The sequence below is a fragment of the Mesorhizobium sp. WSM4871 genome (assembly GCF_055811295.1).
In genome coordinates this window covers 110,775-137,576 of the sequence record NZ_JBVVPU010000016.1, presented here as the reverse complement: position 1 = coordinate 137,576, position 26,802 = coordinate 110,775, and the positions used below count along the sequence as shown (strand labels likewise).

Here is a 26,802-nt window from a genome sequence, read left to right as displayed (position 1 = left end):
GGCCTAGTTCAAGACCTTGGCTGGCTCGTCGCCCTGGGCAGCGGTGGAGGAGCCGGCCACCGTCGGCTCGGCACCGGGCGGCGGCGGCACATCGGGGCGCCAGGTCGGCAGCGGCACATCGGCATATTCCTGGCCGGTCTCATCGAGCATGGCCCTCGGCTTCGGCCCGGTGGCGCCGCCAAGGCCGACGGCGACCAATGTCGGCACATGGTCGAGCTTTTCCTGGTAGGGAGACTTCGGCACTTCCTTGTCGCCGACAGGCGCTGCTGCCTCCGATTGCGCCTCGGGCGGCTTCTTCGTGCAAAGCTCGTCGCGCAGGTCGTTGACCGACGTCGTGTCGCCATAGGCGGGCAGCGCCGCGATCGTGACCCAGTTCGGCTGGGACGTCGCAAAACCCTGGTCGAGCAGTCTGGCCGCCGTCTCGGCGCGGCTGACGGCGGACTGTTCGCCGAGCACCACGGCGACCAGCGTGCGGCCGTTGCGCGTTGCCGAGCCGATCATGTTGAAGCCCGAGGAGCAGACGAAACCCGTCTTCATGCCGTCGGCGCCGGGATAGCGGCCGATCAGGAGATTGTAGTTCGCAATCTGCTTCTTGCCGACGGCCAGGCCCTCGATCGAGAACCAGGGAACATATTGCGGAAAGTCCTTGCGTATCGCCATCACCAGCAAAGCGAGGTCGCGCGCCGTCGTATATTGCTCCGGCGAATAAAGCCCGTTCGGATTGACGAAATGCGATCCGGTCATGCCGAGCCGGCGCGCCTCGGCGTTCATGCGTTCGGCGAAAGCGGCTTGCGAACCGCCGACATTCTCGCCGACAGCCATGGCAATATCGTTGGCCGATTTGACCAGCATCATCTTCAGCGCATTGTCGAGCCGCATGACCGAACCTGGCTTGAAGCCCATCTTGCTCGGCGGTTCGCCCGCGGAATGCTTCGTCACCTTGATCGGCGAATCGAGCTGGACCTCACCGGCCGCGATCGCACGAAACGTCACATAGGCGGTCATCAGCTTGGTCAGCGACGCTGGATACCAGCGCTTGAAAGCATCCTGGTGCTGGAGAATCTTGCCGCTCTTCAGGTCGAACACGATTGTCGGATTGGCCAGAGCCGGTCCGGCCAACATTGCAAGCGCCACGGCGCCCGCCAACAAAATTCCAGGGAAATGCCTGTAGCGCATGGTGTAATCCGAAATCGCCTCTTGCCGTAGTCGCCCCTGGCTCCGTAAGATTTCGTTACGCGATTGCCAGCATGATGGTCCGATCCCTCAACCCGGACAATAGTGTTTGCGGTGCTATTTACCCTATGTGACGTCAAGATGGCAAAGCGCCTGAATGACAATTGTAAACGAACAGGCATAATAGCAAAACAGCAGGCGCAACCTGCCTGCTCCAACAAGCCAAGATGGAACCATCATGCCAATCCTGAACCGCGCCGCCGAAATGCAGGACGAGGTCGCCGGCTGGCGCCGCCATTTGCACCAGACGCCAGAGCTGAATTTCGACGTCTTCAAGACCGCGGCTTTCGTCACCGACAAGCTCAGGGCATTCGGCTGTGACGAAGTGGTGACCGGGCTCGGCAAGACCGGCGTCGTCGGCATCATCCGCGGTCGCCAGGGCGACGGCGCGACCATCGGGCTGCGCGCCGATATGGATGCGTTGCCGATCAACGAGATCACCGGCAAAACCTACGCCTCGACCGTTCCGGGCAAGATGCACGCCTGCGGCCACGACGGCCACACCGCGATGCTGCTGGGCGCCGCAAAGTATCTTGCCGAGACCCGCAATTTCACCGGTTCCGTCGCGGTGATCTTCCAGCCCGCCGAAGAGGGCGGCGGCGGCGGCAATGAGATGGTCAAGGACGGCATGATGGACCGCTTCGACATCTCCAAAGTGTTCGGCATGCACAACATGCCGGGCCTGCCGGTCGGACAGTTCGCCATCAGGCCGGGCCCGATCATGGCGGCGACCGCCGAATTCACCATTACCGTCAAGGGCCGCGGCGGCCATGCGGCAATGCCGCACGGCACGATCGACCCGATTGTCATCACCAGCCAGTTGGTCGGCGCGCTGCAGACGATCGCCTCGCGCAGCACCGATCCGGTCGAGGCGGTCGTGGTGTCGGTGACGAAATTCCACGCCGGCGATGCCTATAACGTCATTCCGGAGAGCGCCGAGATCGCCGGCACCGTGCGCACGCTGAAGAAGGAAATCGCCAAGAAGTCCGAGGAACGCATCCGCACCATTTGCCAGGGGGTGGCCACGGCCTTCGGCGCAACGATCGAGGTCGATTACAACGCCAACTATCCCGTCACCTTCAACCATGCGGAAGAAACGGTCTTTGCCAGCGATGTCGCGGCAGGGATAGCCGGCGACGCCCAGGTGCACCGTGCCATCCAGCCGGTGATGGGCGGCGAGGATTTCTCCTATATGCTGGAAGCCCGGCCCGGCGCCTTCATCTTCATCGGCAATGGCGAGACCGCCGGTCTTCACCACCCGGCCTACGACTTCAACGACGAGGTCATCCCGCACGGCATGAGTTACTGGGTGAAGCTCGCGGAGACTGCGCTGGCGGCGTAGCTGGCGGCATCGGGCGGCGCGGCATAATTGCCTCAGTCCGCCTCTTGGCGAACCGCCCCGAAGCGGTTATGTGTCGGGCCGCGTGGTCCCGTAGCTCAGTAGGATAGAGCGGCAGATTCCTAATCTGTAGGTCACAGGTTCGATTCCTGTCGGGATCACCAATGTTTTCAAAACCTTAGGCAAATCACGCCGAAATTTTTGCGAAATTGGTACGGAGAATTTCGTAGACCAACGGACTCTGGCCACACATGTTGCAAGAACGAAGTGGCGCAATCCGTTGCGAAGCGAGGCGCCAGCTTACGGATGTTCCTAATCGCTTTGCTAGAGCATGATGCCTAGAAGTGTGAAGCGGTTTTCGGACGACATCATGCTCTATCTCTTTGATTTGGAGCCGGATTCAGATTTCAGATCGACTTGACCTGAAATCATCCGGCTCTAGCGTGCCGCCGGCATCCACTCACCCCGCCCTCTTGGTGACGGCCAATCCACCCAAAGTCGCCATGCAAAAGCCTCTCGGCGATGGTCGAGATCAGCAGGTTTGGTCGATGATCTGAACGGAGACTCAAGCTGCGGCCAATGCACCGGCAATGGCCTCGGTGGAATGTTTCGCGAGATCCTTGGCCAGCTCGCCCATCAGCTTTGCTCTCAACGGAGCCTGAAAGTGCCTGCGCAGCTCACCCAGCGTGCGCGGATCGGCGATCACGACGACATGCTCGAATGCGTCCGTCAGCGCCTCGCGATTGAGATAGGCAGCCACGGCTGCGGCCAAGTCGTCTTCCCGCAGGCGGGAGTCGTCAGGATTGGCGGTGGAGCTGCGATGCCTGCCGCCCGAGCCAGTGTTCGCCAGGTGCAGCTCCGGCTCGGGCATTTCGACCAGGTCGATCCGAGGTTCGTGACCTTTGTTGCGGAACAGACGCAGCTTGTCGCCGTCGGCCACCGCGACGAGGGTACCATTGGTCAAAATCATGTTGTTTTCTCCTTTGACGTGCGGATCAATATCCAATGCAGTCTCTGGCCATCGTTGGCGACGCAGCGGCCACCGATGAAGTCGCCGCATCGAACTCGTGAGCCATCAGATTATGGAAATACGATCGTCCACGGTTCGCACGCCCGGTGACGACCAGGCGGCACGTTCCGCTGCCTGGCGCTCTGACCACGCCCGGACCTTGCCTTCAAGGGTAACCTTGCCATCCAGAACGTTGACGCGGATCGAGTGTGCTTCGGTTTCGGCATCGCGCTTCAGGGCATTCTCGATGCGCTTCTTGATGTCGGATACCGAGGCTCGTGGAATGATGTCGATCTGGTTGGCAACGCCGACGACGCCCGCCAGGCCGCGCACGGCCTCGGCCGCGGCATTCTTCTGGTACTGCCATTCGAGTTTCCCCGTTAGCGTGATCCATCCGTCCTGCACCTTGACCTGCACCTTGTCCCTCGGAATGGAGACATTCCAGGTGATCGCATCGACCGCGCGCTTGGCGATCTCGTCGTCGGCGGTTCCTTTCAAGCCGACCAGCCGAACTTCGATTTCCTCGGCGAGGCCCTTCACGCCCTTGACGCGCTTGACCACATTTTCGGCGGTTATCTTTTCCCAATAGGAAGAAACATGCCCGGTCAGTGTGACGATGCCGTCTTCGACGGCGACGCCGATGTGGGCACCGTCGATGCTCGGTTCGAATTCCAACTCATCGAGAATGTTCTGACGCAACGTTAGATCCGTCATGGTCTGTCTCCTGTTTGTTGAGCGGACTTCTCGCCCGCAACGACAACAAAAGCATTCTTTGCGCCCCTGCTCATTGATCCGGCTCAATGTCGGCTCAGAGACGCGGCGCGTTCTAACGATCATGCTCGCAAGCGAGTATTGACGCCAGCCGCTGAAGCAAGCTGTCCCTCATCCAAGGGGCAGCTCTTCCAGTCCGCCCCGTCGCTCTCGCGACGCGCCGGAATCCCGCCCAGACCTGTCAAGAGTCGGCGGGCAAATTTCAAAAAATAAATGGGATTCACTTCTCCGATTTTCGCCCTAGAATCGTAGCCTGCATCTCAAGAACAGTCGCCGAAACGCCTGCGCGCACCCACGCGCGGGGCCAGCCGGAGGGCGTCATGAGCATCAGCCGCCGAGAGTTTGTTTCCGGCGCGGCAATCACTGCCGTCGGCACCGCTCTGCCGGTGTCCGTCGCGGCGGTGCCGCCGCTGACAGAGCCCGACGACATCGCGCTGATGCTTGATGCCATGGAACGGCAGATCGGAAAAATTCGCGAAGCCCTGGCGGAAGGCGGACCTGATCCGGCCGGGTCCGCTCTCGATGTCAGGCGTTTTGCCCTTGTCCTCTACCACCGTGCCCACATGCTGGCGGGGAATGCGGATGTGGTCCGGAAGTTGGCTTTGAACGAAAGCTTTGCAGAGCAACAGGCGAAGCATGAAAGACGCCGACGCGACAGAGGCATGGCCTGGACCAAAGTCAGAGATCGGGCGGACGCCATTCAGAACGTCGGCAAGCATATCGCGGGAGGAGAATGCACGCCCGGACAGCGGCAAAGCTATGCCCGAAAGATCGGGGAGGAATGTCGCGCCCTCGCCGGCGACGTGGATGAACTGCTCAACGTGATTGTGCGAACAGTGTAGGAAGGTCGTGGGGCACGAGTTGACGCCACGCGATTATCGCGAGCTTGCCGAGCAGAGCAAACGCAGGCGCCTGGCGATTGTGCCGGACACTGCGATGAACCGGTACTCTATCGCCGCGATGATGATCTTTGAAGAAACGATGGATCGCCTTTCACGAAACCCGAGCGCGTTCGAAGACGAAACGACAAGGATGATCCAGCGCCAATCAGCCGTTGCCGAAGAGTTCGGAGTGCAGCCATAGGCAGGGTGAGCTGAAGAGATCAAGATCCCGGAGCAGTTCAATTTAACGCCCGCGCCGCGCGGGATCACGAGGAGGGTGCCATGGGTATTAGTCGCAGGCAGTTCGTTTCGGGTTCCGCGGTGGCCGCCATGGGCGCGGCAGTCCCGTTCTCGGAGGCTTCGGCGGGCGATTATTCGCCGCTGAAGCAGCAGAAGGACATGATGTCGATGCTCGAAATCCTCGAAAGACAGATCGGGACGATGCGAAACCTGATCGCCGCGAGCGAAGCCGATCCGTTCAGGAGTGGAAAGGTTGCTCGCGAGCAAGCCAGAAGGCTCGCACTCCGCGCCCAGATGTTCGCGGCCAGGGCGCGTGTCGTGAAAAATCTTTCAATAGGCGAAAGCCTTGAGGCGCAGAGGGAAGAGCACGAACGGCGGCGTCTCGCACAACAGGATGCGGGATATTTCACGCGCAACCGCCTCCATGCGATCAAGGATTTCGGCAAGCTGGTCGATCAGTCGATAGACGATCCGCGTCGTCAGCGCCGATACGCGCGAATGGTGACGCGAGAAGTCAGATGGCTGGAAAGCGACATTGAGCGCCTTCTCAAAGCCGTTCTGTAGAAGGCTCAGTGTTCATGGCGGCACTTCCCGAGCCGGTTCCCCGCAAGAACCTGTTTGCCAATGGAGACGACGAGGCATGGCAGGAGCAGTTTCACATGCTGCGCTATGTGCTTCACATGAGGCCGCTGCAAATCGCGCAGATCGATTACGGTCTCGACCCTGATAATCCGGATGCATGGATGGCGTTTTCCTGGGCGCATGAGATCGGTGGATTATTCCCTCGTGTGGATGCGGTGGCGATGATGGCAGCCGTTCTCCGGGAGCGAGAACATGCAAAAAGGATTGACGCATGAAAATCGTGAAAACCGGCGAAGATGCTTTTCGCATGGATATGGAAAAGGAGGACGCAGAGGAACGACAGATCGAGCACAGCATCCGCACCATCTCCAGCATGCTGGCCTACATCAACGAACATGGGTTCAGCCCGGAAGTGCGGTCGCGGGACCGGGCAGGATACTGGCGGTATGCGGAAGTAGAACGCTCGCTGGGATTGATCAGAGACGCGGCGGTTACGGCGCTTTTGCATATCAAGTTTCTGGATTTTCCAGAGCAGGGCAGACCGCCCGACAAGACGGGTATCCAGTAGCACTCCGCAAACCGGCTATCGCTTCAACGCCGTGTGATTGATGCGTGGATGCTCTTCATCCTTAGTCGAAAGCGAGCAGAGGGTTAGAAATAGCTAACTCCGCGCAATTGGCTCCCGAGGTAATGTTAAGCCATGCCGGCAGCTTTCTAGGTGGAATCCCATAAGGACCAAACCGGATTTCGCGATTTCGTCTATTGCACCATTGATCTCATAAGCACGGGCAGATGGTCGTATCGATCTTGGTGATATCAGCCTCACAATCGGGACCGACTTCCCGTGCCTCTCCGCCCCCCAGGCAGAAGGCATGAGCAACTTGCCGGGCCTGCGCACCAGTGAGATCGTGAGATGGCAGACCCTGCAGCACGTAACGGCCCAGCGGCGGTAAACTCGACCGCCGGTCACCGTCCGGAACACCTTCCCGTGCCCGGCACGCAAGACGAAAGTCGTCGGATTTGACTTGCGTCAAGGATGCCTTCGCCATTCCATCCAAAGATGAATCCATGTGGCAACCGATATCGACCGCCCCTTTCGATCGGGATTTGGAATTGGCCGTTATGGACAGGGACGGCCCTCACGCGCTCGTTTTCCCCTGCAGGCGTGTACTGACAGGCTGGATTAAGTCGGACACGAAGGAGCGGGTCGGTATCTCACCTAGCCATTGGCGAATATGGGAACCTGCCAATAACGAGTCTAGAGCATGATGCCGAAGCCGGATCCAGATTTCAGGTCGACTTGACCTGAAATCATCCGGCTCTAGCAGCGTTGGCGCATTTTTCTATTTATTTTGCCTGTTTTTTTCCCTCATCAGCCTGCCCGGCTTGTCTGAGTTTTTCTTCCTCTTTCGCAAGCAGGTCGAGCAGGGTCTTCCGCTTGACCTCGTCCTGTTCCCCGGTCAAGCGCTGTCGAAAATGCGCGATATTTAACTGGGCGATCCGCTTATCCACTCATCACATAGCAGCCGCAGCGGCTTCCCTGTTTGTACGTTTACAACATAGCATAGCCGGATTTACAGGCATCGCGACAAAAATCGGGTGCATCGAGTAGCCGCAGTTCGATCCCTTTCAAACCGCCGCGCCTGATCCCGCCAGTATGCGTCAGTTCCACCAAAGGCGTGCTTCAGGTGCGCGGGACCTCAGCAGCCTTGGAACCATTCCCGAGACGAATGTCCCCCCTTGAGCAATCCGCACCTGCGACGATGCCGTCTCGTTGATGCAGGTCAAGGCCGCCAACGTCACCGTATGATTTCCTTGGCTTCAGGCAGTTTGCTGTGAAGGAGGCAATCAATGTTGAATGTGCGAGGTATTTTAGCTGCAGGACTGATGCTGAGCGTAGTCGCAATGCCTGTTGTGGCTGGGGCGGAAGACAATGAGTCCGGTTGGTGGCCTCGGTGGGGCATGGGCCGGATGATGATGGGTCAATGGAGTATGGGCGGCCCCATGGGCGGCTATGACTCGGACGAGATACTCGATCGTATTGACGGGCGCCTCGCTTTCCTCAAGACGGAACTGAAGATCACCGACGAGCAGACCCCTTCCTGGGACGAGCTTGCCGGCGTGATCCGCAGTACAGCCGAAGCGCACAACGCGCTGATGCAGGCCATGATGAAGGAATTCCAGGGCGGTGAGTTTCTGAAGAAGCCCCTGCCCGAGCGCCTGGCCTACCAACAGAGCCATCTCGAAGCGCGCCTTGAGCAGGTGAAATCCATCAGGGCGTCGGTCGAAAAGCTATACGCAACGCTGAGCGACGAGCAGAAGAAGGCAGCCGACGACATCGTCCTGCCGATGATGGGCATGGGCATGGGGCGCTCCGGCGGCTTCGGGCCTGGAATGATGTCCCGATGAAGAAATCGCTTCGTCAGCTCTGGCCGGTGGATTGACCGATGTTTTGCGATCGTCAGGAGGCCGGACAAAAGCTTGGCGTTGAGTTGGAGAAACTCGGTTTACATCAGCCGGTCGTTCTCGCCTTGCCGCGAGGTGGTGTCCCTGTCGCGGTGGAGGTGGCCAAAGCCCTGAAGGCGCCACTCGATCTGGTGATCGTGCGCAAGGTTGGCGCGCCGGGAAATCCTGAACTGGCTGTCGCGGCCATCGTGGATGGCAACCCCCCGGACATCGTGCTGAACCGCGAGATCGTCGAGGCCTACGCACTCGACGATGACGAGCTTCGCGTCTTGATCGCCAAGGAGCGCCCAGAACTGGAACGGCGCCGGCTCACCTATCGTGGCAAGCGCCAACCCTTGTCGATCGCCGGAAAGACGGCCATCATCGTCGATGACGGCGTCGCGACCGGGACGACCATGAAGGTTGCGATCCGGGCGCTGAAGCGACGGTCGCCGCGCGAGATCGTCGTGGCAATCCCTGTTGCGTCGCCCGACACGTTGGTCGAGCTCGCACAGGAGGCGGATTGGATCGTATGCCTTAGCCAACCGCCGCGCTTCCATGCCCTCGGTCACCACTACCGCAGCTTTCCCCAGCTTACCGATGATGAAGTGACGGAAGCACTGGCCAAAGCTGGGCAGGAACGCAATGCGGATCAACGAACAATCCGACATGTTCGAATATAGCGTTGAAGCCCGACGGACCGATGCGCGAGGCAGCGTCGCCACGACCAAGAATGCCGCGCTTGTTCTCGACACTTGCCTTGAAGGTCGTTCCGATGCCTTCAATCCAGCCGAACTGCTTCTGGCGGCCATCGCCGCCTGCATGATCAAGGGCATCGAGCGCGTCACGCCGATGCTCGGTTTCAAGCTGCGCGGCGTCAAGGTCGCGTTGCACGCGGTTCGGCGCGACAGCCCGCCAGGGATTGCCTCCATCGACTACGAACTTGTCGTCGACACCGATGAAACCGACCAGCGGCTGGAGCTGCTGCACAAGAACGTGCGCAAGTACGGCACGATTTCCAACACCGTGGCGGCGGCCACGAAACTCGAAGGCACGATCAGGAGAAAAGCATGAGCCGCCTGCATGTCGAAAACCATCTCGTGTCGCGCATCGGCTGGCTGCGTGCCGCCGTGCTGGGGGCCAATGACGGGATCGTCTCGACCGCCAGCCTGATCGTCGGCGTGGCGTCGGCCGCCGCGCCGACTTCGCAGGTTCTGGTTGCCGGCATAGCCGGGCTGGTGGCTGGCGCCATGTCGATGGCGGCCGGCGAATATGTCTCGGTCAGTTCCCAGTCAGACACCGAGAATGCCGACCTCGCCCGCGAACGCGAGGAACTCAGGATCCAGCCGGAGTTCGAGCGCGAGGAACTGGCGCAGATCTACGTCAAGCGCGGGCTTAAAGTTGGCCTGGCGCGCCAGGTCGCCGATCAGCTGATGGCCAGGGACGCGCTGGCCGCGCACGCCCATGACGAACTCGGCATCTCCGAAATGACAACGGCGCGGCCGATCCAGGCGGCGCTGACCTCGGCAGCGACCTTCAGCGTGGGCGCGGCCATGCCGCTGCTCATGGTGCTGGTGTCGCCGGCCTCCATGCTTGTACCGGCGGTCTCGCTGGCGTCCCTGCTTTTCCTCGCCTTGCTGGGCGGCATCGGCGCTCACGCGGGCGGCGCCAACATTCTTCGGGCGACGCTGCGCGTCACCTTCTGGGGCGCTTTTGCCATGGCCCTCACCGCCGGTATCGGCGCGCTGGTCGGCACCGCGGTGTAAGCTGCGGACGAGCCCAGCGCCCGGATCCGACCGCGCGTTTACCCCGTACTGTCGTCCGCCGGACATTTCGGCAAGAGATCAGTCCGGTCGCTTGCGGCCGCTGATTTTATCGCGTGCAGCCCATACCTCGACGAGCAGCATCGTCACCGTGACAGCCAAGGGTCCCAGTATGAATCCTGGAGCCCCGAACAGGGCGAGCCCACCTATCATCGATATGAAAGCGGGAATCGTGTGAAGCCTCAGCTGGTTTCCGACCAACATCGGACGAAGAACGTTGTCAATCCCGCCTACGACGATGCCGCCCCACGCCGCGAGGATAAGAGCCTTGCCCCAATCGCCATCAAGCAAGAGGAGGATTGCCGCCGGTATCCACACGACGAACGAACCCAACACTGGCACGACGGAAAGCAGGCTCATCACTACGCCCCAAAAAAGGGGCGTCGGCAACCCGAGGATCCAGAACATCAGCCCGCCCAAGGAACCCTGAACTGCTGCCACGGCGAGCGTCCCGTATACCGTGGCATGGACGGTATTGAACACTCGCTGAAACAGCCGCTCGGTGTCAGCGCCGTCCAGCGGCAGCCAGTCGCGGAACAGGCGCGCGACTGCGTTCCGATCACGCAGGAAATAGAACAGCATGTAGAAGGTCAGCAGGACTTCTGCCACCTGCAACACAGAGCCCTTGACGAACGTCGCACCGGCGTTGCTCAGCCATGTTGCGAGACTCGCCATCATCGAGGGCAGATCGATCTGTTGGTTTATCCACTTTCCAATAGGTGCGATGCCGGGATGGGCGTCCAGGAGACGCTGCAGCTCTCCATCAGCCACCCGTGCCCGGACGGAGGCTGCCCCAGAGGCTGCTTCCTCGACCAGCCGCCCTGCCAGCAAAGCTGCCGGGGCAACAACGAGGAGCACTATCGCCAAGACCGAAATCATCGCGGCAAGGTTGGGATGCTTAAACTTCGTCTCGATCCAGGCATGGAAAGGAGCAGAGAGGATTGCCAGGGCCAGCGCCCATGTGATCGCGCCCAAGAACGGCTCGGCCAGAAGCACGCAGACGACAATCCCAACGATCGCGGCGGCGGCAAGCACAAGCGTACCCAGGTGGCTTCCATGAACTCGTGGATCATCAATGTTCATTGTGCCAACACCGAAACGGTTCGTTCTGGAGTATCCTTCACGTTTCCAACCTTTGTTGACAACCAACTCTTTTCCAACCGACGACCGGTCGTGGACTGGCTTATTGAACTTACGGGCTAGGCCTTCAGCCGTTCCCGCCAGAATGGCTTCAGCAATTCCAGGCATCCCAGGACGGCAGATCCCGCGGTCAGCGCTACTGCCAGATCGCTGAGATGCGGCGGTCCGAAGCGGAAAAGACTGGTGGCAAACGGCCACAGAAGCGTCCCGCCCAGCATCAAAGCGACAGCCACGACAACAATCATCAGCGACCGGTTCGGCCTGATGAGCGCGGTCAGAAGCGATGCGCTGAAGGAGCGGTTGACAAAAATCAGTCCCACGATTGTCAGCACCAGCGAGAAAAACGTCAGGGCCCGGATTTCGTTCTCGACCATGCCCTGTCTCAGCGCGACGAGGTAGATGCCGGCGAGAAGCGCGAAGGCGAGCGTTCCCTGGATCAGCCCCCACCCGACCAACGGCCAGGAGAACAGTGACGAGTCCTTTTTGCGAGGCGGACGGCGCATGACATCGTCTTCTTCGCTTTCGGCCTCGAAGACCAGCGAGCAGACGGGATCGATCACCATCTCCAGAAAGCGATATGTATCGGCCCGAACAGGATCGGCAAGCCAAACAGCAACGGCAGCAGCGAGAGACCCGCGATCGGCACGTGGACCGCGAAGATGAACCCCATGGCCTTGCGCAGATTATCGAAGATGCGGCGGCCAAGCCGAACGGCTTTGACGATTGAACTGAAATCGTCGTCGAGGAGGACGATCGACGACGCCTCGCGTGCGACGTCGGTGCCACGGCCACCCATGGCAATCCCGATGTTGGCTGCCTTGAGCGACGGCGCGTCATTGACCCCGTCGCCAGTCATGGCGACGATTTCGCCACTCGATTTCAGCGCGTTGACAATGCGAAGTTTCTGTTCGGGCAGGCTGCGCGCGAACACGGTTGCGCTCTTCAAGCGCAGTGCCAGTTCGTCGTCGCTGAGCGCCTGCATCTCCATGCCGGTCACGACGCTTTCGGCATCAAGGCCGGCCAGGCGCGCGATCATTTTGGCGGTTGCGGGGTAGTCGCCGGTGATCATCATCACCCGGATGCCGGCGGAACGGCAGTCGCTCACGGCTTCGGGAACACTCGCGCGCAGTGGATCCGTCAGGCCGACCAACCCGAGAAATTCAAACTCGAAATCGTGTTGCGTCTCCGGCAAGTCGGTGCCGCGATGCGACGCGTGGGCCACGCCGAGCACGCGCAGCCCCTCGGTCGCCATGGCTTCGATCGAGCCTTTCAGTGCCTTGAACTCCTTTGCGTTCAGATGGCATAGCGCCCCGATCGCCTCGGGCGCGCCCTTTGCCGCAACCAGCGAATTGCCCCGGCCTCTTGTCGACCGCCAGACATTCGACATCGCCAGCAGTCCGGGTCGAAGCGGATATGCGTGGACCAGTCCCCAATCCGGATTGCCCACAATGTCGTGTTTGGACAGCCGTTCCTTGCCGAGCTTGTGGAATGCGATCTCCATGGGATCGAAAGGTATCTCGGCGCTGGCAAGCACACCCGTCTCGGCCAGATCGGCGAATGCCGCCGGCAGAACGGTGTCCGGCTTGACCGCCGTCCGAAACGACTTTCCATCAGCCGTCCGAAGTTCGGCAATAGTCATCCGGTTCTCGGTGAGTGTGCCTGTTTTGTCGGTGCAAAGGATGGTCGCCGAGCCGAGGGTTTCGATTGCCGCGGCCCTGCGGGTCAGGACGCGCGCCTGTGATATGCGCCACGCCCCCATGGCCATGAAGATCGTCAGCACGACGGGAAACTCTTCCGGCAGCATGGACATGCCAAGCGCGATGCCCGCGAGCACGGCGTCAAGCCATCCGCCTCGCAGAAGCCCGTAAAGCAGGACCGCAACGACGCTGACCGCGCCGCCGACCATTGCAAAAATGCGTACGACGCGCCGCATTTGCGCCTGCAATCGCGGCGGTTCTGTCTCCATGGAACGCAGCGAGTGGCCGATCTTGCCGATTTCACTTCGCGGCCCCGTCGCCAGGACTTCGCCCATGCCTGAACCGCGAACGATGAGCGAACCCGAGAATATGAAAGGCAGGTCGTCACCGCCTGGCCTGCGTTCGGTCAGTGGCGGGGCGCTGTCAGCAGCAATCTTTCGGACCGGCACAGATTCGCCGGTAAGCAGGGATTCGTCGCTCTGAAGGTCCTGGCTCTGGAGAAGGATGGCATCGGCCGGCACCCGGTCACCCTCGCCGAGCACGATAAGATCCCCCCGAACAACCTCGCGACCGGCAATGCGCTTGCGTTCACCACCGCGGATGACCAGGGCGCGAGGGCTGGTGAGATCACGCAGCGCCTCCAGAACATGCTCGGTGCGTGTCTCTTGTATGATGGTTATGCCGATCGACATCGTGCCAAAGGCCAGCAGGATCAGCGCTTCCTCCAGATTGCCCAGAAGCAGATAGACAACGCCTCCGCCAAGGAGCAGCGCCAGCATCGGCTCGCGAATGACCTCGAAGGCAATCCGCAACGGCGTGCGTCGACTGGACCTTGGCAGTTCGTTATAGCCTTCGGCAACAAGTCTAGCTTGCGCCTCGGCCTCTGAAAGGCCGGAAAACACATCCGCCGTCGAGACGGGTTGGGTCATGTCAACTGTCTCTGTCTGACTGTCAGCCGATGTCACGGCAGCCTCTCACGAGACGCTATTCAGTGCGACAGGAGGATCGGAAGCCGCGGATCCGCGAGAACGCCCTCGGTTGCGCCGCCAAGCACGAAATCCCTGATCCGCGAATGACCGTATCCACCCATGACCAGCAGCTTGCCGCCGATCTTGAGCGAATGCTCCTGGAGAGCAACACCGATCGAACGATTACCGGTCTGGATCGAAGTGGCTTCGACGGTGAGTCCGCGCATTCGCAGGCCCTCGGCAAGACGTTCGCCGATGTCCTTTCCGGACAGCGGCTTTTCGTCGGTCACGCTGACGACCGTCACCTTGGAAGAGCGTTCCAGGAACGGCCGTGCGTCGGCGACGGCCCGTGCCGCCACGCGGCTGCCGTCCCAGGCGATGACGACATGGTCCAGCACACCGACATCGGTGGAATCTGGAAGAAGCAAGGTCGGCCGACCCGAACCGAACAGTACTGCTTCGGCCGTCGTTCGCGCCGTCTGGTTATCGGCTGACATGCCGACCAAACAGACATCAAAATAGCGGGAGTGCTTTGCGGCAACGTCACCCATCAGGGCCGGCTGTGCCGTCAATTCCTGCGTGGTGAGGGTCACACCGCCATGCGCTGCTTCTTGCGTGCTCGCATCCAGCAGAACGCTGCCGCACTTGCGGCTGGTCGCCTCGACCTCCCGTATCTTGTTGGGAAGATCGAGCAAGTAGCTCGAGAGCGCATTCGAAACGTCGGGAATGTCGACATTGACGGCAATTGCATGAAGTGTTGAGCCGAGTTGCTTGGCGACGGCAACTGCATTTGCGGCTACGGCCGGAGAATTCGCTCCAGGGTAGGTCGCCAGACAGAGGACTGCCATGATCTTCATCTGATTTCGCCTCCATAGCAGCGGTCAAGCGACCTTCTCGCCGACCCAGGCGACATCCATAGAGGCAATGGGCGGCTTCAGCTTTGATCCACCGCAAAATTCGTATCCACTAGATGATGGACACGCTGATTCAGGAATTGCCACATGGTCGAAAGACCGGGTCCGGCCGCTTGATCCCAGCCGCGACGTTTCTCAGGTCAGGCCACTGTAGCCGTGGTCATGTCCCTTGCTGGTTCACGCGGGAGTTGGGGCTGGTTGGTTGGCCGCTTTGAACTCTGCCGGCGCATCGCTGTCGATGTCCTGCTTCGAGCCGCCGCGCAGCGCCACGTAGATAGCGGGAATGACGAGCACCGTCAGCAGCGTCGACGAGGCGAGGCCGAACAGCAGCGAAATCGCCAACCCCTGGAAAATCGGGTCGGTCAGGATGACTGCCGCCCCGATCATCGCTGCGATCGCGGTGAGCAGGATCGGCTTGAAGCGGATGGCGCCGGCCTCGAGCAACACGTCGACCAGCGGCCTGTCGGCGCCCTTGGAATGGCGAATGAAATCCACCAGCAGGATCGAGTTGCGCACGATGATGCCGGCGAGCGCGATGAAGCCGATCATTGAGGTGGCCGAGAACGGCGCATCGAAGGCCCAATGGCCGAGCATGATGCCGATCAGTGTCAGCGGGATCGGGGTCAGGATGACCAGCGGCAGCCTGAACGAACCGAACTGCGCTACAACGAGAATGTAGATGCCCAGGATCGCCACCACGAAGGCCGCACCCATGTCGCGGAAGGTGACCCACGTCACTTCCCACTCCCCGTCCCACAGAAGTGTAGGTTTGGATTCGTCGTCCGGTTGCCCGTGCAGTGCGATCGTCGGTTTCGGCAGGTTGCCCCAATCGGCCTTGGCGATGGTATCGTTCACGGCGAGCATGCCATAAACCGGCGCCTCGAATGCGCCCGCGAGTTCCCCCATCACCATCTCGGCGGGTCGCCCGTTGTGACGGAAGATGGGGTAGGATGCAGGCTCGCGCGTCACCCGCACGACGTCGCCGAGTTCCACCACGTCACGTGCGCCGGGCAGCGCGTTCGCCGGGACCGGCGTCGTAAGGGCGCGCTGGTCGACGACGCCGTCGCTCTTCGAGAGCGCCACGCGGATCGGGATCGGTTGGCGGCCGCCGCCGCGGTGGGAATAGCCGACCGTCGTGCCGCCGTAGAGATAGTTCAGCGTGTCGTACACGTCGGACTGCTCGACCTTGTAATATTCGAGATTGTCCTGGTCGATCGACAGCCGCATGCGCTGCGGCTGGTTGTGGAAGCTGTCGTCGACGTCGACGATGAACGGGATAGAGGAGAAGGTCTCGCGCACCTTTGCCGCCACCGCGCGGCGCGTCTCGGCGTCAGGCCCATAGATCTCCGCCAGCAGGGTCCCGAGCACCGGCGGACCAGGCGGTGGCTCGACCACCTTGAGCACGGTGCCTTCCGGCATGGCAATGCCCCTCAGCCGTTCGCGGATGTCGAGGGCGATGGCATGGCTTGGACGACTGCGCTCTCCCTTCCCCACCAAGTTGACTGCGACGTCGCCCTGCTCGGGTCCGGAGCGAAGATAGTAATGGCGCACCAGGCCGTTGAAATTGAAAGGCGTTGCTGTACCGGCATAGGTCTGGAACGAGACCACCTCGGCCACGTCGGCGAGACGATTCACTACAGCCTGCAACAGCCGGTTGGTGTCCTCGACAGAGGAGCCTTTGGGCAAGTCGGCAACCACCTGCAATTCGGTCTTGTTATCGAACGGCAAGAGCTTCACCGTGACGTGCCTGGTGTAGATAAGCACCATCGAAGCCATGGTCGCTGCGCCGACGACAAGCAGGAAGGTCCACGACCGAAGCCGCGACTTCAAGATGGGCCTTGCGACCGCGATATAGGCGCGACCGAGCGCCCCACCGCTGCTACTGGCATCATGGGCATGCGCCGAGGCGTGGCCCTTCTTGCCGAATTTCATCATCAGCCACGGCGTCAGCGTCACCGCGACGAAGAAGGAGAACAGCATTGCCGCCGAGGCGTTGGCCGGGATCGGGCTCATATACGGACCCATCAGACCAGACACGAACAGCATTGGCAGGAGCGCCGCGACCACGGTGAGCGTCGCCACGATGGTCGGATTGCCGACCTCGGCTACGGCGTTGATCGCCGCCTGCTTGCGGGACCGACCATCATCCATGGCCCAATGCCGGGCAATGTTCTCGATCACCACGATCGCATCGTCGACCAGGATGCCTATGGAAAAGATAAGCGCGAACAAGCTGACGCGGTTCAGCGTGTAGCCCATGATTCGTGAGGCAAACAACGTGAGCAGGATCGTCGTCGGGATGACAACGGCCACCACCAGCGCCTCGCGCCAGCCAATGGCGACCGCCACGAGCACGACGATGGATATGGTCGCGAGGCCGAGGTGGAAGAGCAGTTCGTTTGCCTTCTCGTTCGCGGTCTCGCCGTAGTCGCGCGTCACGACCATCTCGACGTCCTTCGGGAAAATTTCCCCCCGCACTTGGTCAAGGCGCTTGACGATCGTATCCGCGATGACAACGGCATTGGTGCCCGGACGCTTGGCCACCGCCAGCGACACGGCCGGCGCCCGTTGAAGTCCCTTGTCGGACTTGACGATGTTGGTGACCCGGTTCTCCGCCGGCGACGTCGCCAACACAATCCTGGCCACGTCACGCACATAAACCGGCCGCCCATCCCGCGCGGTCAGAAGCAGGTTGCCGATATCACCGAACGTCTGCAGGGTCTGGCCGGCGACCACCACGCGCTGCTTGCCCTCGTCACGCAGCGTGCCAATCTGGAAGGACGTGTTGGCGCCGGCGATCTTGGCCGTCAACTGCTGCAGCGTGATGCCGTAAAGAGAGAGTTTTTCCGGGTCCGGCTCGACCTGGATCGCTTCCGGCTGTTCGCCGACGATGTAGGTCAGGCCAATATCCGGCAGTTTGGCGACCTCGACTTGCAGCTCGTGCGCCAGCCGCGTCAGATCGGCCGAAGAATAGCGATTGGCGGCCTCGGGCGTCGGCGTCAACGTCACCACCACAATCGCGACGTCGTCGATGCCGCGCCCGACGATCAGTGGCTCGGGTATGCCAACCGGAATGCGGTCCATATTGGCGCGCACCTTGTCATGAACGCGCAAAACGGCGGCGTCGGAACTTGTGCCGACCTTGAAGCGCGCAGTCACCAGCGCACCGTCGTCCGCGGTTTGCGAATAGACGTGCTCAACACCATCGATGCCCTTGATGATGGTTTCCAGCGGCTCGGTCACGAGCTTGACGGCATCCTCCGCCTTCAGCCCATTGGCCACGACACGAATGTCCACCATGGGCACGGAAATCTGCGGCTCCTCTTCGCGTGGCAGCGTCACAAGGGCGACAAACCCAAGCGCCAGCGCCGCTAGCAGGAAGAGCGGGGTCAGCGGCGAAGCGATGAACGAGCGGGTGAGCCCGCCGGCGATGCCAAGTTTCATGGCAGGACGACCTTGTCGCCTTCGGCGAGCCCGGTCAGAACCTCGACCCGAGGCTGTCCGCCATCCTGGTACCGCTCGCCGAGCACGACTGCCACGCCGAGTGGTCCGTCCGCCGCATCGACTGTGACGTAGTCGATCCCATGTACCGTGCTGACCGCCTGCGGCGGCACGCCGAGCATGGTCCGCTTCGCGACGGGGATCGACACCAAAGTACGCTCGTTTACGAAGAAGCTGCCGATGTCGGCGACCTCGACATCGGCGATGACGCGGCCGTTCTCGATCTCCGGATAGACCTTGGCGATGCGCCCTTGGCGGGCCTTGATGAAACCGCTTTCCACGCCGATGCCGCGTTCGGCGATATCGACCTGAGCTCCCTCCGTGATCTCCGTCGCGTGCCGCTCCGGCAGCGACAGTCGCAGATAGTACTGTCCCGACGCGATCCGGGCGACCGTTTCACCCGCCATGATCACCGAGCCGGCCGTCACTGGAACCGTCAGCACCCGACCGTCGGCCGGAGCCAAGGTGTCGCCTTCCTTGGCGCTCTGCTGGGTAACGGCCTTTTCGGCAATCGCTGCCGCCAGCTGGCTCGTGATGACGTCGAACTGGGTCTGAGCTGCATCGACCCGGCTCTGGGTCGCGGCGCCTTTGGCCAGCAAGTCCTGCGCGCGCTGCAGATCGGTCTTGGCATTCTCCATCTGGGAATTGAGGGCGCCGATCTTGGCATCCGCTGCGCGAAGCTGCAGCGCTATTTTGTCGTCGGCTACGGTAGCGACCACATCACCCTTCTTGACGACCTGGCCTTCCGTCATCCGCACCTCGGTGATGGTGCCGGAAATGCGAGCGCGTGCCGGCACGATCGTGCGGCTCTCGACCTGACCGTAAACCGCCTTCATCTCGATGACGGTGGCTGCCTTGACTGTGAAGTCCGCCGCCAACGCGCCGCCGTTGACGAGCAGCGTGATGCCGAGCAGAAGCCCGTTGGCCGGGAGGAATCGTACGTATCTCATCGCAATGCGCCGTTCACGGAACGAATTGAAAGGACGGGAGGCGCGAAGGCACCTCCCGTATGGGTCGCCGGTCCTGGAAAGTCGGCTGTTACTTGAAGGCGACGCCGCTCTTGCAGCCAACTTTCTTGAAGACGATAGCTGCCGGGCACCAGCCGGTAAGCGAAGCCTGCACCATGTTAAGCCCGGCAAAAACGGTCAGCAGGAACCAGTAGGGCGAATGGTAATAGCCGAGCGCGACGGAGATCAGCACCATGAACCCCGCAAACATCAGAACTGCCTTGTCGATAGTCATAATCTTGTCTCCTGAAATCTGCGCCGTGCCTATTCGGCCGGCTCCATGTGAATGGCCTTGAGCTTCTTGATGCCGAGCAAGTCGAGTGCCAGTCCCTCGTAGAAGGTCTCGCTCTTGCCCTGACGGACCTTGTGCAGGAAGTATTTCTCGAACCCCACTTTGGCCGCGTGCACCCACTTGCCCTGCGATGACCAGTTGACGTTGCGTGGCGGGATCTGCGGCTGCGCCACGAAGGCGATGCCCTCGTCGCCGAAATCGGCCAGGCAGACCGCGTTCCAGGTCGCGACAGCCCGCGGTTCCTCGCCGCGCAACAGTGCGCCAATGTTTTCCGCCGTCGCCGTGACCATGGATTCGATCATGAAGCCGGTCTTTGGAACACCAACCGGCAGCGGCGTCTTGCCGACTGGGGGAATGGCGACGCAGACACCGATCGAAAAGATGTTCGGATAGATCTGGTTTCGCTGATGCTTGTCGATCGTGACGAAGCCGCGCGGATTGACCAGGCCCTCTATGTCCTTCACCGCCGCCACGCCACGGAAGGCCGGAAGCATCATCGAGAACGTGAAGGGCAGGTCGTGCTTGGCCTTCACCGAACCGTCCTCGTTTACTTCCTCCACATGCATGGTTCCTGCGTCGACCGACGACACCTTGGCGTTCGTGATCCACTTGATGTGCCGATCGCGCATGGCACTCTCGAGCAGGCCCTTGGTATCGCCGACGCCATCCAGGCCGAGATGACCGATATAGGGCTCGGGCGTCACGAAGGTCATCGGCACCCGGTCGCGCACCTTGGCCCTGCGCAGCGCGGTGTCGAGGATGAAGGCGAATTCATAGGCGGGCCCGTAGCAGGATGCCCCCTGGACGGCGCCGATGATGACCGGACCTGGTTCTCGGACGAGTTCATCGACCTTCGCCTTCGTCGCGGTCGCATGGTCGATGTGGCAGATCGACTGCGTATATCCGGCAGGTCCGAGGCCGGGCACCTCATCGAACGCGAGGTCCGGCCCGGTCGCGACGATCAGGTAGTCGTAGTCGACGAACGTACCGTCATTGAGCTCGATCCGGTTTTCCTTCGGATACACTTTCTTGGCGCCTTCGGGTCTAAGCGCGATGTTGCGCCGCTTGAAAGTTGCGGCGAGGTCGACGGTGATGTCGTCGCGCTTGCGCCAGCCGACGGCCACCCAGGGATTGGAAGGCACGAAGGAATAGGATGTGCCGAGATTGACGACCGTCAGGCTGTCCTCGCGGCGCAGCTTCTCTCGCATTTCATAGGCCATGATCGTTCCACCAAGACCGGCCCCGAGGACGACGACATGTGACATAGGACTTCTCCCAATGTTCCCTGTTCGAGTAACCTGACAGCAAGGCTGCAGCCTTGCGTTGATCTGGCTCAATTCCTAAACCGGGGAGCGCGATGGTAAGGTTGCGCCGCTCGCGAGCCTGCCGATGGGCTTGCAATTAACATTCAAAGATTATAAATTCAAGAGAATGAATGTAAAAGAGATGATCCCGGCTTCGGGAAAGGCGGCGGACCTGCTCAGGAGCCTGTCCCATCCGCAACGGCTCCTGGTCCTTTGCGCGTTGGGGAAGGATGAGCGCTCTGTCGCGGAACTGCGCGAGTTGCTTGGCATCGACCAGGTGCCGATGTCGCAGCAACTGATGCGGTTGCGTGCTGACGGCCTGGTCGAGTCGCGGCGCGATGGCACGACTGTCTACTACCGCATCACGCGGCCGGAAGTGCTCACGGTCGTGGAAGCGCTTCACTCGGCTTTCTGCCCCTGACGAGAAGCTGTTGCCATCGGCAATCCCAAAGGCGGATGCGCTGCATGCCGCATCGCGAGGAAACAGGAGAAGTGCAATGTTTGGATTTGGGTCGCGGTCGTCGGTCAAAACGCTGACGCCGACGCAACTGCGTCAGATGGGCGACACTGTCACGCTTGTCGATGTCAGGGAGGACGCCGAATGGGCGTCCGGACATATAGAAGGGGCCATTCATATTCCCTTGGGCAGGCTTCGTGAGAAGATGGCGCTCATCCCATCCGACAAACCCGTTGTGTTTTATTGCCAGGCCGGCGGCCGCTCGTCGCAAGCAATCGCCATCGCCAAGGCTGGTGGACAATCGCACGACACCCATTTGGGCGGCGGCATCGGCGCCTGGCGTGCGCATGGCTTTCCTCTGGCAAGCTGATACGGCTTGCGCTTTTCGCGTCAATTAATAAATTTACGCATGGAATAATTTACTGATACGCGTTGAAACCAGAGAACTTGTCCGTAAAATTTCGCCTTGCAGTTGCACGCCGGCTGACCGTATGTAGAGCCGGGCAGCGCATGGAGCCAGGTCCATGACGCGAGGGTTTGAATGTCGATGACGCACAAGACGATGGAGGATTTCGCCCGTTCCTGCGGCGTCTCCAGGCCGACACTGTCGAAATTTTTCGACGATCCGACCAGCGTCAAGCCGGCAACGCGAAAACGCATCGAGGAGGCGCTGCGCTCGTCCGACTACCAGCCCAATCTGTTCGCGCGCAACCTCAATCGCAAGCGCACCCGCAGCATCGGCATCATGGTGCCGACGGTCGCCGATCCCTTCTATTCGGAGATGGTCAGTCGCATCGAGCTTCGGCTGCGCGACGAAGGCTACTGGCCGATCGTCATCTCCTCGCACGGTTCGCGCGATCTCGAAGTGGAGGCGACGCGAACCATCCTGTCGCTGAAGGTTTCCGGTGCGCTCATCGCGCCGCTCGGCCTGCGCTCGGACCGCCTCACGCTGGAAAAGCTGACACAAGCCATACCAGTCGTCTATTTCGACACCTATCTTGAGGGCGGAACGCCCTTCGTCGGCAACAACAACGCGCAGAGTGTCTCGACCATCGTCGACTATCTGTGCCGGTCCGGCGACGCCCCGGTCTATTTCGATATCCCGCACGTCAACCATAACTCGCCGGAACGGCTGGCCAGCTATGTCGGCGCCATGCAGCGGCTCGGGTATGAGCCTGTCGTCATCGGCAACACCGACGACTACACATGGGATTTCGAACGGATCGGCTACGAGCAAACCGAAAAGATGCTGGACGATGGCGGCCTGCCGGGAAAGACCATCCTGTGCAACAACGACCGTCTGGCCTTCGGCGTGATGGCGGCAGCGTATGCGCGCGGCCTCAAGGTCGGTCGCAAGGGCGATTGCGACCTGCGTGTCGCGGCCCATGACGATCATCCGCTGAGCCGCTACACTTGTCCCGGCCTCACCACCATGGCGCAGGATTTCGCCGCCATGGCTGGGCGCAGCGTCGAGACGCTGCTGGCCCTGATGGACGACGATGAGGCGACGGTTACCGCCAAGGTCAACCTCGACGCGACGCTGGTGATGCGTCAGTCGGCCTGAGCCTTGCCAAAAGCCGGATCGAAGCCGCGCCAGGCCGCGACCGCGGCACCGACAGCTTGCCGCGCCGCCGGACCATGGCGGCCCATCGAGACGAAGCCATGGATCTGTCCCGGCCAGCGCCGCAACACGACCGTTACGCCGTCATCTTGCAGACGTTTCGCATAAGCCTCGCCTTCATCGGCCAGGATATCGTGACCGGCGATTGCGAGGAAGGCCGGCGGCGCTCCGGCAAGGCTTGCCGCCTTCAGCGGCGAGACGCGCCAGTCGTCGATGTCGCTGGCTCTGCTTATGTAGTGATCCCGGAACCAGGCCATGGTGGCCGCGGTGAGGCCAAAACCGTCGGCAAAGCGGCGATAACTGTCCGCCGTCTGAGACGCATCCGTGTTCGGATAGAACAGCAGTTGCGTCGTCACTTTGATTCCGTCGTCGCGTGCGAGCAGGCTGAGCACCGTAGCGAGATTGCCGCCTGCGCTATCACCGGCGATGGCAACGCGCCTTGCGTCGATACCGAGGTCGCCGGCCGCCTGTCGCATGGAGGAGAGCACGGCGCGGCAATCCTCGACCGCGGCCGGGAATTTATGCTCCGGCGCCAGCCGGTAGGCGGGCGAGACGACGACGCAGGCCGCCATGTTGGCGAACCAGCGGCAGATCTCGTCATGGGACTCCAGATTGCCGATCACCCAGCCGCCGCCATGCAGATAGAGCAGCGCGGGAGCATCTGTTGCTGGCGCGTCGTGCCCGCGATAGATCCTGAGCGTCAGCGGGCCGCCCGGCCCGGCGATGGTTCGCTCGCTCAGCGAAGCGACCGGCTCGCGCTCGCCCTGGAGTGCGGGAAATCCCTCGTCATAGGCGCGGCGCGCCTCTTCGGGCGTCCCGGCCTCGAATGGCCGGACGGCGGCCTGCCGGCCGAGGTCGAGCACGTGCCGAGCCTCGGGATCGAGTAAAGGCACGGAGGGCGATGTCGTCATGGGCGGATCTCAGGCAAGCAGGCTTGCCGCCTCGTCTTCGCCAAGCAGCGGCGGTTGATCGACTGTGCCGTTGACGGCGACCGATTCGCGACTCTCCCCCGAAGCCAGGATCGCCTCCATGATCTCCAGCACATGCAGTGCGAGGTCGCCGGAGGCGCGCGGCTTCCTGCCCGTTGCCAGCGCCCGCGAAAGGTCGGCAACGCCGAGCATGCGGTAGTTGGCGCGGTCCGGCGCGGCGAACGGCCAGTTGCGCGCGCCGTAGAGCTCGCTTTCGCTGTGGAAATCGGCCCAGTCGGCGCCTCGCTCCGACAGCGAGACCGTACCGCCGAACGTGTCGGGGTCGGGCAGGCGCAGCGAGCCCTCCGTCCCGTGCAGCTCGATCGGGTGGTTGGAGTGCTTGAAGACGTCCCAGGAGGCGCCGAAGGTGACGGTGGCGCCGGAACGGAATTCCAATAGCGAGAGGATGTTGGTCGGGGTGCCGACCTTGAAGCTGGTGTTCTTGAAGGGACCTTCGGCGGTGATCAGCCGCTCTTCCTGGCCGCGCGTCGCCATCGCCATCACGCGCTGGATCGGCCCGAGCAGATTGACGAGCATCGTCAGGTAGTAAGGCCCCATGTCGAAAACCGGGCCGCCGCCGGGCTGGTAGTAGAATTGCGGATTGGGATGCCAGTGCTCCATGCCGCGCCCCATCATGAAGGCGGTGCCGGTCACCGGCCGACCGATCGCGCCCTCGTCCATCAGGCGGCGTGCGCGCCGCCCGGCGGCGCCGAGGAAGGTATCGGGAGCCGAACCAAGCAGCAGCCCGCGCTTCGCCGCCTCGTCGACAAGCCGGCGGCCGTCGGCAGCCGAGGTTGCCAGCGGCTTTTCGGTGAAGACATGCTTGCCCGCCGAAAGCGCTGAAAACGAGATGTCGAAATGCGCCGCCGGGATGGTCAGGTTGAGGACAAGGTCGATACCCGGATCGGCCAGAAGCGCGTCGACGCTGAGAGCCCGGATGCCGTACTCACTGGCGCGAAGGGCCGCCATGTCGGGCGATATGTCGGCGCAGGCGCGCAGCTCCACCTCGCCGAACAAAGCCGCATTGCGCAAATAGGTCATCGAGATGTTGCCGCATCCGACAACGCCAACGCCGAGCTTTGCCTTTGATTTTGGCTGCATTTCGGTCTCACCTCCCAACGCGATAATAGCCTGTTTGAACCGTTGAAGCGGCAACGGATCACATTCGAAAGCCGCTATAAAGCATTTTAATTCTTGACGCGCGTAAAATTTTTATGGAACATGCGGAAATGCTGGTTGGGAGGCTGCCAGCGCAAGGAGGAGAAAATGACTGACATGAAAAAAGGGCCGGTTTCCGGCTCGAAGTCTGCTGCGCATGTGACCATCGCCGACCGTCGGCAGTTTCTCATTGGCAGTGCCGGACTGCTGGGAGCGGCGACGCTCGGCACCGGGCTTGGCGTTCGCCGGGCTCGCGCCCAGTCGCGCGCCGAAATCAGCTTTGCCAGCGCTGCCTTCTTCGGCAAGGAAACCTTCGGCGACCTGATCAAGGCCTTCAACGAATCGCAGGACCGCGTTCTGGTCAAGAACATCGAACTGCCGCCGCCGAGTTCCTCGACGGAAGTCTATCAGGGTCTCGTCCAGCAGCTTGCCCGCCGCACCGGCACGCCTGACGTCTTCAGCCAGGACGTGATCTGGATTGCCGGCTTTGCCGCCGCCGGCTGGGCCCTGCCGCTCGACGAGTATTTTCCGGCGGACAAGCGCAGCGCCTACTTCACCGGAACCCTCAACGCCTGTACCTATGGCGGCAAGCTGACCGCCCTTCCCTGGTTCATGGATTCGGGCATGTTCTACTACCGCAAGGACGTGCTGGAGAAGCATGGCGGCAAGGTGCCGGACAACTGGGCCGACATGGCGACTATCGCCGCCGCGGCGCAGAAGGCCGGCGATGTCGATTTCGGTTATCTCTGGCAAGGCAAGCAGGCCGAGGTTCTGGTCTGCGACGCGGTCGAGATCATCACCTCCAACAATGGCGCGATCCTTGCCCCCGACGGCAAGTCGTCGCAGATCAACCAGAAGGCGGCCGTCGAAGCGATCCAGTTCCTTCACGATACCATTGCCAAGACCAAGATCAGCCCGCAGGACGTGCTGTCCTGGGACGAGGAACCGTCGCGCCAGCCCTTCACCTCGGGCAAGGCTATGTTCATGCGCAACTGGTCCTATGTCTATCCGATCGCCCAGGACGCCAAGGCCTCGCAGGTGGTCGACAAGGTTGGCGTAGCACCATTGCCGTCCTTTCCCGGCGGCAAGAGTGCGGCCTGCCTCGGCGGCTACCAGCTCGGCGTCAACGCCAACTCCAAGCAGCGCGAAGCCGCGATCGAACTTTTGACCTGGCTGTCGTCGACCGAAACCCAGCACCGCATCGCCTTGAACTTCGGCCTCGCGCCGACGCGCCCGGCGCTGTTCCAGGACGAGCAGATCAAGAAGGAACAGCCTTTCATGGCGAGCCTCGAGAAGGTGTTCACCGGCGCCACGGCGCGGCCGATCACGCCCGAATACGCCAAGGTGACGCTCGCGCTCCAGTCCGGCATCTCCAAGGCGCTGGTTTCGGGCAACGTCCAGGCCGAGATGGACGCGCTTTCCGATCAGATCAACAAGATCGTCGGCTAACCA

Annotated in this window: 26 protein-coding genes, 1 tRNA gene and 1 pseudogene; 15 read left to right on the top strand and 13 right to left on the bottom strand. The window is 61.6% G+C overall.

The window, feature by feature from the left end:
• Positions 1 to 3 precede the first annotated feature (3 nt).
• Positions 4 to 1,176: a D-alanyl-D-alanine carboxypeptidase family protein gene (locus tag AC0L2H_RS28205; protein ID WP_473593294.1), complete on the bottom strand. Its 1,173-nt coding sequence runs from the start codon at positions 1,174 to 1,176 to the stop codon at positions 4 to 6.
• 235 nt (positions 1,177 to 1,411) lie between these two features.
• Between AC0L2H_RS28205 and AC0L2H_RS28200 the strand changes: the two genes are divergently transcribed.
• Together AC0L2H_RS28200 and AC0L2H_RS28195 are read left to right on the top strand one after the other, a co-directional pair.
• A complete protein-coding gene (locus AC0L2H_RS28200; RefSeq protein ID WP_473593293.1) occupies positions 1,412 to 2,575 on the top strand; it encodes a M20 aminoacylase family protein in 1,164 nt (387 codons plus the stop codon).
• Positions 2,576 to 2,659: 84 nt separating this feature from the next.
• Positions 2,660 to 2,736, top strand: a tRNA-Arg gene (locus AC0L2H_RS28195).
• Between the two features lie 401 nt (positions 2,737 to 3,137).
• Here the strand turns inward: AC0L2H_RS28195 and AC0L2H_RS28190 are convergent.
• Positions 3,138 to 3,578, bottom strand: coding sequence for a baeRF12 domain-containing protein (locus AC0L2H_RS28190; RefSeq protein ID WP_473593292.1), 441 nt, complete (start codon positions 3,576 to 3,578; stop codon positions 3,138 to 3,140).
• A 69-nt stretch (positions 3,579 to 3,647) separates the two neighbouring features.
• Entirely contained in the window at positions 3,648 to 4,295 is a 648-nt protein-coding gene (locus tag AC0L2H_RS28185) for a BON domain-containing protein (RefSeq protein ID WP_473593291.1), read from the bottom strand.
• A 377-nt stretch (positions 4,296 to 4,672) separates the two neighbouring features.
• On the opposite strand from AC0L2H_RS28185, the gene AC0L2H_RS28180 reads away from it, so the two are divergent.
• The 5 genes from AC0L2H_RS28180 to AC0L2H_RS28160 all read left to right on the top strand — a co-directional run bounded on the left by AC0L2H_RS28180 (position 4,673) and on the right by AC0L2H_RS28160 (position 6,623).
• Positions 4,673 to 5,194: a hypothetical protein gene (locus AC0L2H_RS28180; protein ID WP_473593290.1), complete on the top strand. Its 522-nt coding sequence runs from the start codon at positions 4,673 to 4,675 to the stop codon at positions 5,192 to 5,194.
• A 19-nt stretch (positions 5,195 to 5,213) separates the two neighbouring features.
• Positions 5,214 to 5,435: a hypothetical protein gene (locus tag AC0L2H_RS28175; RefSeq protein ID WP_473593289.1), complete on the top strand. Its 222-nt coding sequence runs from the start codon at positions 5,214 to 5,216 to the stop codon at positions 5,433 to 5,435.
• A gap of 197 nt (positions 5,436 to 5,632) precedes the next feature.
• Positions 5,633 to 6,037, top strand: a complete 405-nt coding sequence (locus AC0L2H_RS28170; RefSeq protein WP_473593288.1) for a hypothetical protein — start codon at positions 5,633 to 5,635, stop codon at positions 6,035 to 6,037.
• A gap of 14 nt (positions 6,038 to 6,051) precedes the next feature.
• A complete protein-coding gene (locus AC0L2H_RS28165; protein ID WP_473593287.1) occupies positions 6,052 to 6,330 on the top strand; it encodes a hypothetical protein in 279 nt (92 codons plus the stop codon).
• Positions 6,327 to 6,623 (top strand): hypothetical protein, encoded by a 297-nt coding sequence (locus AC0L2H_RS28160; protein WP_473593286.1) that lies wholly within the window; start codon positions 6,327 to 6,329, stop codon positions 6,621 to 6,623. The genes AC0L2H_RS28165 and AC0L2H_RS28160 overlap by 4 nt, the downstream gene beginning before the upstream one ends.
• A 779-nt stretch (positions 6,624 to 7,402) precedes the next feature.
• Here AC0L2H_RS28160 and AC0L2H_RS28155 read toward each other — a convergent pair.
• Complete coding sequence (locus AC0L2H_RS28155) at positions 7,403 to 7,567, bottom strand: hypothetical protein (protein ID WP_473593285.1); 165 nt, start codon at positions 7,565 to 7,567, stop codon at positions 7,403 to 7,405.
• Positions 7,568 to 7,906: 339 nt separating this feature from the next.
• Here AC0L2H_RS28155 and AC0L2H_RS28150 point away from each other — a divergent pair, with 339 nt between their 5' ends.
• From AC0L2H_RS28150 to AC0L2H_RS28135, 4 genes are read left to right on the top strand one after another with little or no spacing between them, the layout of a single operon-like run.
• Positions 7,907 to 8,464 carry a Spy/CpxP family protein refolding chaperone gene (locus tag AC0L2H_RS28150; RefSeq protein WP_473593284.1) on the top strand — a complete coding sequence of 186 codons (558 nt, stop codon included), beginning with the start codon at positions 7,907 to 7,909 and terminating at the stop codon, positions 8,462 to 8,464.
• A 38-nt stretch (positions 8,465 to 8,502) separates the two neighbouring features.
• Positions 8,503 to 9,183, top strand: coding sequence for a phosphoribosyltransferase (locus tag AC0L2H_RS28145; protein WP_473593283.1), 681 nt, complete (start codon positions 8,503 to 8,505; stop codon positions 9,181 to 9,183).
• Positions 9,170 to 9,574: an OsmC family protein gene (locus AC0L2H_RS28140; RefSeq protein WP_097574216.1), complete on the top strand. Its 405-nt coding sequence runs from the start codon at positions 9,170 to 9,172 to the stop codon at positions 9,572 to 9,574. Before AC0L2H_RS28145 ends, AC0L2H_RS28140 begins: the two co-directional genes overlap by 14 nt.
• Complete coding sequence (locus AC0L2H_RS28135) at positions 9,571 to 10,266, top strand: VIT1/CCC1 transporter family protein (protein ID WP_473593282.1); 696 nt, start codon at positions 9,571 to 9,573, stop codon at positions 10,264 to 10,266. Before AC0L2H_RS28140 ends, AC0L2H_RS28135 begins: the two co-directional genes overlap by 4 nt.
• A gap of 78 nt (positions 10,267 to 10,344) precedes the next feature.
• Here AC0L2H_RS28135 and AC0L2H_RS28130 read toward each other — a convergent pair whose 3' ends face one another.
• The 7 genes and pseudogenes from AC0L2H_RS28130 to AC0L2H_RS28100 all read right to left on the bottom strand — a co-directional run bounded on the left by AC0L2H_RS28130 (position 10,345) and on the right by AC0L2H_RS28100 (position 21,107).
• A complete protein-coding gene (locus tag AC0L2H_RS28130; protein WP_473593281.1) occupies positions 10,345 to 11,472 on the bottom strand; it encodes an AI-2E family transporter in 1,128 nt (375 codons plus the stop codon).
• A 50-nt stretch (positions 11,473 to 11,522) separates the two neighbouring features.
• Positions 11,523 to 14,089: pseudogene (locus AC0L2H_RS28125) on the bottom strand (cation-translocating P-type ATPase).
• A 59-nt stretch (positions 14,090 to 14,148) separates the two neighbouring features.
• Entirely contained in the window at positions 14,149 to 14,985 is an 837-nt protein-coding gene (locus tag AC0L2H_RS28120) for a universal stress protein (RefSeq protein ID WP_473593280.1), read from the bottom strand.
• Between the two features lie 234 nt (positions 14,986 to 15,219).
• Complete coding sequence (locus tag AC0L2H_RS28115; RefSeq protein WP_473593279.1) at positions 15,220 to 18,486, bottom strand: efflux RND transporter permease subunit; 3,267 nt, start codon at positions 18,484 to 18,486, stop codon at positions 15,220 to 15,222.
• Entirely contained in the window at positions 18,483 to 19,493 is a 1,011-nt protein-coding gene (locus AC0L2H_RS28110; RefSeq protein ID WP_473593278.1) for an efflux RND transporter periplasmic adaptor subunit, read from the bottom strand. The genes AC0L2H_RS28115 and AC0L2H_RS28110 overlap by 4 nt, the downstream gene beginning before the upstream one ends.
• 88 nt (positions 19,494 to 19,581) lie before the next feature.
• Positions 19,582 to 19,785, bottom strand: a complete 204-nt coding sequence (locus AC0L2H_RS28105; protein ID WP_473593277.1) for a YgaP family membrane protein — start codon at positions 19,783 to 19,785, stop codon at positions 19,582 to 19,584.
• Between the two features lie 29 nt (positions 19,786 to 19,814).
• The gene (locus AC0L2H_RS28100) at positions 19,815 to 21,107 is read right to left on the bottom strand and encodes an NAD(P)/FAD-dependent oxidoreductase (protein WP_473593276.1); all 1,293 of its coding nucleotides are present in this window, start codon (positions 21,105 to 21,107) and stop codon (positions 19,815 to 19,817) included.
• A gap of 124 nt (positions 21,108 to 21,231) precedes the next feature.
• Here AC0L2H_RS28100 and AC0L2H_RS28095 point away from each other — a divergent pair, with 124 nt between their 5' ends.
• The 3 genes from AC0L2H_RS28095 to AC0L2H_RS28085 all read left to right on the top strand — a co-directional run bounded on the left by AC0L2H_RS28095 (position 21,232) and on the right by AC0L2H_RS28085 (position 23,167).
• Positions 21,232 to 21,567: an ArsR/SmtB family transcription factor gene (locus AC0L2H_RS28095; RefSeq protein WP_473593275.1), complete on the top strand. Its 336-nt coding sequence runs from the start codon at positions 21,232 to 21,234 to the stop codon at positions 21,565 to 21,567.
• A 76-nt stretch (positions 21,568 to 21,643) separates the two neighbouring features.
• Entirely contained in the window at positions 21,644 to 21,973 is a 330-nt protein-coding gene (locus tag AC0L2H_RS28090) for a rhodanese-like domain-containing protein (protein WP_473593274.1), read from the top strand.
• Between the two features lie 171 nt (positions 21,974 to 22,144).
• On the top strand, positions 22,145 to 23,167 hold the full coding sequence (locus AC0L2H_RS28085) for a LacI family DNA-binding transcriptional regulator (RefSeq protein ID WP_473593273.1): 1,023 nt from the start codon (positions 22,145 to 22,147) through the stop codon (positions 23,165 to 23,167).
• Here AC0L2H_RS28085 and AC0L2H_RS28080 read toward each other — a convergent pair.
• Both AC0L2H_RS28080 and AC0L2H_RS28075 read right to left on the bottom strand, forming a co-directional pair.
• Positions 23,155 to 24,135 (bottom strand): alpha/beta hydrolase, encoded by a 981-nt coding sequence (locus AC0L2H_RS28080; RefSeq protein WP_473593272.1) that lies wholly within the window; start codon positions 24,133 to 24,135, stop codon positions 23,155 to 23,157. The genes AC0L2H_RS28085 and AC0L2H_RS28080 overlap by 13 nt on opposite strands.
• Positions 24,136 to 24,144: 9 nt before the next feature.
• On the bottom strand, positions 24,145 to 25,293 hold the full coding sequence (locus AC0L2H_RS28075; protein WP_473593271.1) for a Gfo/Idh/MocA family protein: 1,149 nt from the start codon (positions 25,291 to 25,293) through the stop codon (positions 24,145 to 24,147).
• Positions 25,294 to 25,458: 165 nt separating this feature from the next.
• Between AC0L2H_RS28075 and AC0L2H_RS28070 the strand changes: the two genes are divergently transcribed.
• Positions 25,459 to 26,799: an ABC transporter substrate-binding protein gene (locus tag AC0L2H_RS28070; RefSeq protein ID WP_473593270.1), complete on the top strand. Its 1,341-nt coding sequence runs from the start codon at positions 25,459 to 25,461 to the stop codon at positions 26,797 to 26,799.
• Positions 26,800 to 26,802 lie beyond the last annotated feature (3 nt).

Excerpts from the sequence above, each read along its gene's own strand:
- AC0L2H_RS28185 (WP_473593291.1), bottom strand. The coding sequence starts at position 4,295 with ATGACGGATCTAACGTTGCGTCAGAACATTCTCGATGAGTTGGAATTC.
- AC0L2H_RS28105 (WP_473593277.1), bottom strand. The coding sequence starts at position 19,785 with ATGACTATCGACAAGGCAGTTCTGATGTTTGCGGGGTTCATGGTGCTG.
- AC0L2H_RS28085 (WP_473593273.1), top strand. The coding sequence starts at position 22,145 with ATGTCGATGACGCACAAGACGATGGAGGATTTCGCCCGTTCCTGCGGC.
- AC0L2H_RS28170 (WP_473593288.1), top strand. The coding sequence starts at position 5,633 with ATGATGTCGATGCTCGAAATCCTCGAAAGACAGATCGGGACGATGCGA.
- AC0L2H_RS28145 (WP_473593283.1), top strand. The coding sequence starts at position 8,503 with ATGTTTTGCGATCGTCAGGAGGCCGGACAAAAGCTTGGCGTTGAGTTG.
- AC0L2H_RS28095 (WP_473593275.1), top strand. The coding sequence starts at position 21,232 with ATGGGCTTGCAATTAACATTCAAAGATTATAAATTCAAGAGAATGAAT.
- AC0L2H_RS28180 (WP_473593290.1), top strand. The coding sequence starts at position 4,673 with ATGAGCATCAGCCGCCGAGAGTTTGTTTCCGGCGCGGCAATCACTGCC.
- AC0L2H_RS28070 (WP_473593270.1), top strand. The coding sequence starts at position 25,459 with ATGACTGACATGAAAAAAGGGCCGGTTTCCGGCTCGAAGTCTGCTGCG.
- AC0L2H_RS28075 (WP_473593271.1), bottom strand. The coding sequence starts at position 25,293 with ATGCAGCCAAAATCAAAGGCAAAGCTCGGCGTTGGCGTTGTCGGATGC.
- AC0L2H_RS28080 (WP_473593272.1), bottom strand. The coding sequence starts at position 24,135 with ATGACGACATCGCCCTCCGTGCCTTTACTCGATCCCGAGGCTCGGCAC.
- AC0L2H_RS28115 (WP_473593279.1), bottom strand. The coding sequence starts at position 18,486 with ATGAAACTTGGCATCGCCGGCGGGCTCACCCGCTCGTTCATCGCTTCG.
- AC0L2H_RS28165 (WP_473593287.1), top strand. The coding sequence starts at position 6,052 with ATGGCGGCACTTCCCGAGCCGGTTCCCCGCAAGAACCTGTTTGCCAAT.
- AC0L2H_RS28160 (WP_473593286.1), top strand. The coding sequence starts at position 6,327 with ATGAAAATCGTGAAAACCGGCGAAGATGCTTTTCGCATGGATATGGAA.
- AC0L2H_RS28200 (WP_473593293.1), top strand. The coding sequence starts at position 1,412 with ATGCCAATCCTGAACCGCGCCGCCGAAATGCAGGACGAGGTCGCCGGC.
- AC0L2H_RS28140 (WP_097574216.1), top strand. The coding sequence starts at position 9,170 with ATGTTCGAATATAGCGTTGAAGCCCGACGGACCGATGCGCGAGGCAGC.
- AC0L2H_RS28100 (WP_473593276.1), bottom strand. The coding sequence starts at position 21,107 with ATGTCACATGTCGTCGTCCTCGGGGCCGGTCTTGGTGGAACGATCATG.
- AC0L2H_RS28135 (WP_473593282.1), top strand. The coding sequence starts at position 9,571 with ATGAGCCGCCTGCATGTCGAAAACCATCTCGTGTCGCGCATCGGCTGG.
- AC0L2H_RS28150 (WP_473593284.1), top strand. The coding sequence starts at position 7,907 with ATGTTGAATGTGCGAGGTATTTTAGCTGCAGGACTGATGCTGAGCGTA.
- AC0L2H_RS28110 (WP_473593278.1), bottom strand. The coding sequence starts at position 19,493 with ATGAGATACGTACGATTCCTCCCGGCCAACGGGCTTCTGCTCGGCATC.
- AC0L2H_RS28090 (WP_473593274.1), top strand. The coding sequence starts at position 21,644 with ATGTTTGGATTTGGGTCGCGGTCGTCGGTCAAAACGCTGACGCCGACG.
- AC0L2H_RS28120 (WP_473593280.1), bottom strand. The coding sequence starts at position 14,985 with ATGAAGATCATGGCAGTCCTCTGTCTGGCGACCTACCCTGGAGCGAAT.
- AC0L2H_RS28205 (WP_473593294.1), bottom strand. The coding sequence starts at position 1,176 with ATGCGCTACAGGCATTTCCCTGGAATTTTGTTGGCGGGCGCCGTGGCG.